The organism is Candidatus Nitrosarchaeum limnium BG20 (assembly GCF_000241145.1).
GTDB lineage: Archaea > Thermoproteota > Nitrososphaeria > Nitrososphaerales > Nitrosopumilaceae > Nitrosarchaeum > Nitrosarchaeum limnae.
This window is the reverse complement of the sequence record NZ_AHJG01000159.1, coordinates 1-1216: the sequence shown is the minus strand read 5'-3', so window position 1 is coordinate 1216 and position 1216 is coordinate 1. Positions and strand designations below refer to the sequence as shown.

The 1216-nt window shown below is 33.7% G+C and carries 2 protein-coding genes; one reads left to right on the top strand and one right to left on the bottom strand.

The window, feature by feature from the left end; translation table 11 throughout:
- Nucleotides 1-225: 225 nt before the first annotated feature.
- The gene (locus tag BG20_RS04890) at nucleotides 226-627 is read right to left on the bottom strand and encodes an arsenate-mycothiol transferase ArsC (protein WP_010191657.1); all 402 of its coding nucleotides are present in this window, start codon (nucleotides 625-627) and stop codon (nucleotides 226-228) included.
- An 84-nt stretch (nucleotides 628-711) separates the two neighbouring features.
- On the opposite strand from BG20_RS04890, the gene BG20_RS04885 reads away from it, so the two are divergent.
- Nucleotides 712-1131, top strand: coding sequence for a response regulator transcription factor (locus BG20_RS04885; RefSeq protein ID WP_048097073.1), 420 nt, complete (start codon nucleotides 712-714; stop codon nucleotides 1129-1131).
- Nucleotides 1132-1216: the final 85 nt, after the last annotated feature.

Sequence of the window (1216 nt, the reverse complement as noted above, 5' to 3'; positions counted from 1 at the left end):
GCCTTCTATTCCATGTAGCTGTGAATGACATACTCCACAAGCCTCAATTTTTAATAAAATCTCATTTGGTTTGCTAATCTCGTGTCTATCTATCTCAGTTAATTTTAATGGGTTGGTCTCAATTGGTGCACATTTTGATAACATCATCACTTTCATTTTTTGCATGTTTTTCTATCTTTGAAATAGAATTTTAATATTCTCAACTGATTAAAGAATTGAATCAATTCATCTAGATAAATTATTTATCAAATCTTTTACTTTTTTTTCTATTTGGTCACGAATCTCTCTTACTTCTTCTATTGATCTTCCTTTTGGGTCTAATACCTGCCAATCATCCACGTTTTTTAGAAATAATGCCGGACATGATTCCTTATCTATACATCCCATGTTGATGGTATTCTCTGCTTCGTCCATCATTTGTTGTGAAATATTTTGAGGGTGGTTATTTTCAATGTCAATGCCTATCTCTTTCATTGCTTGTGCTACAATTGGATTTACTTTTGATGCTGGTTTTGTACCTGCACTGATTGGCTCAAACCCTGCTGGAAGATATTTTCTAAAAAATGCTTCAGCCATCTGACTTCTTCCAGCATTTTCAACACATACAAAGAGAATTTTTTTTGTCATAATTTAGATAAACATGCCTGTTTTATTTGGATTGTTCATTTAGATCATGCACTTTACTTTATTCTTTGGTACCACCAGTAAATCATGGGTAGACAGTATCCGATAATATTGATAGTGGACGATTCTCAAGCCTTTAGAGAATTCGCCCAATTGGTGATTAAGGATGATCTTAAATTTGTCACAGTCATTACTGCCTCCAATGGGATGGAAGGTCTACAGATGTACAAAAAGTACAAACCAGATGTAATCATTTTGGATTGGAAAATGCCTGTCATGGATGGAATGCAAGTATTAAAAGCTGTGATGAAAGATGATCCACGAACCAAAGTAATCATGACTACAGCTTATACTGAAGATCAATTACTGCTAAATGAAATGAAGGCTCTGGGAGCTTTATGTTTTGTTCCTAAACCAACACAACGTTTGTTATTGTTAAAAGCCATAAACGATGGATTGCGAGAGAGAAAAAATGCAGGACTGTACGGACAAATTCCAAATGTCTGAATAAAACCAACATCATAAAACATAATTATTTGTTAATTCATTTGATTTTTTTCTAAGCTGTGTATTGAACTGATTCCACTCTCAT

Bases quoted from the DNA above. Each gene is read 5' to 3' on its own strand.
- BG20_RS04890 (WP_010191657.1), bottom strand. From the start codon at position 627: ATGACAAAAAAAATTCTCTTTGTATGTGTTGAAAATGCTGGAAGAAGT.
- BG20_RS04885 (WP_048097073.1), top strand. From the start codon at position 712: ATGGGTAGACAGTATCCGATAATATTGATAGTGGACGATTCTCAAGCC.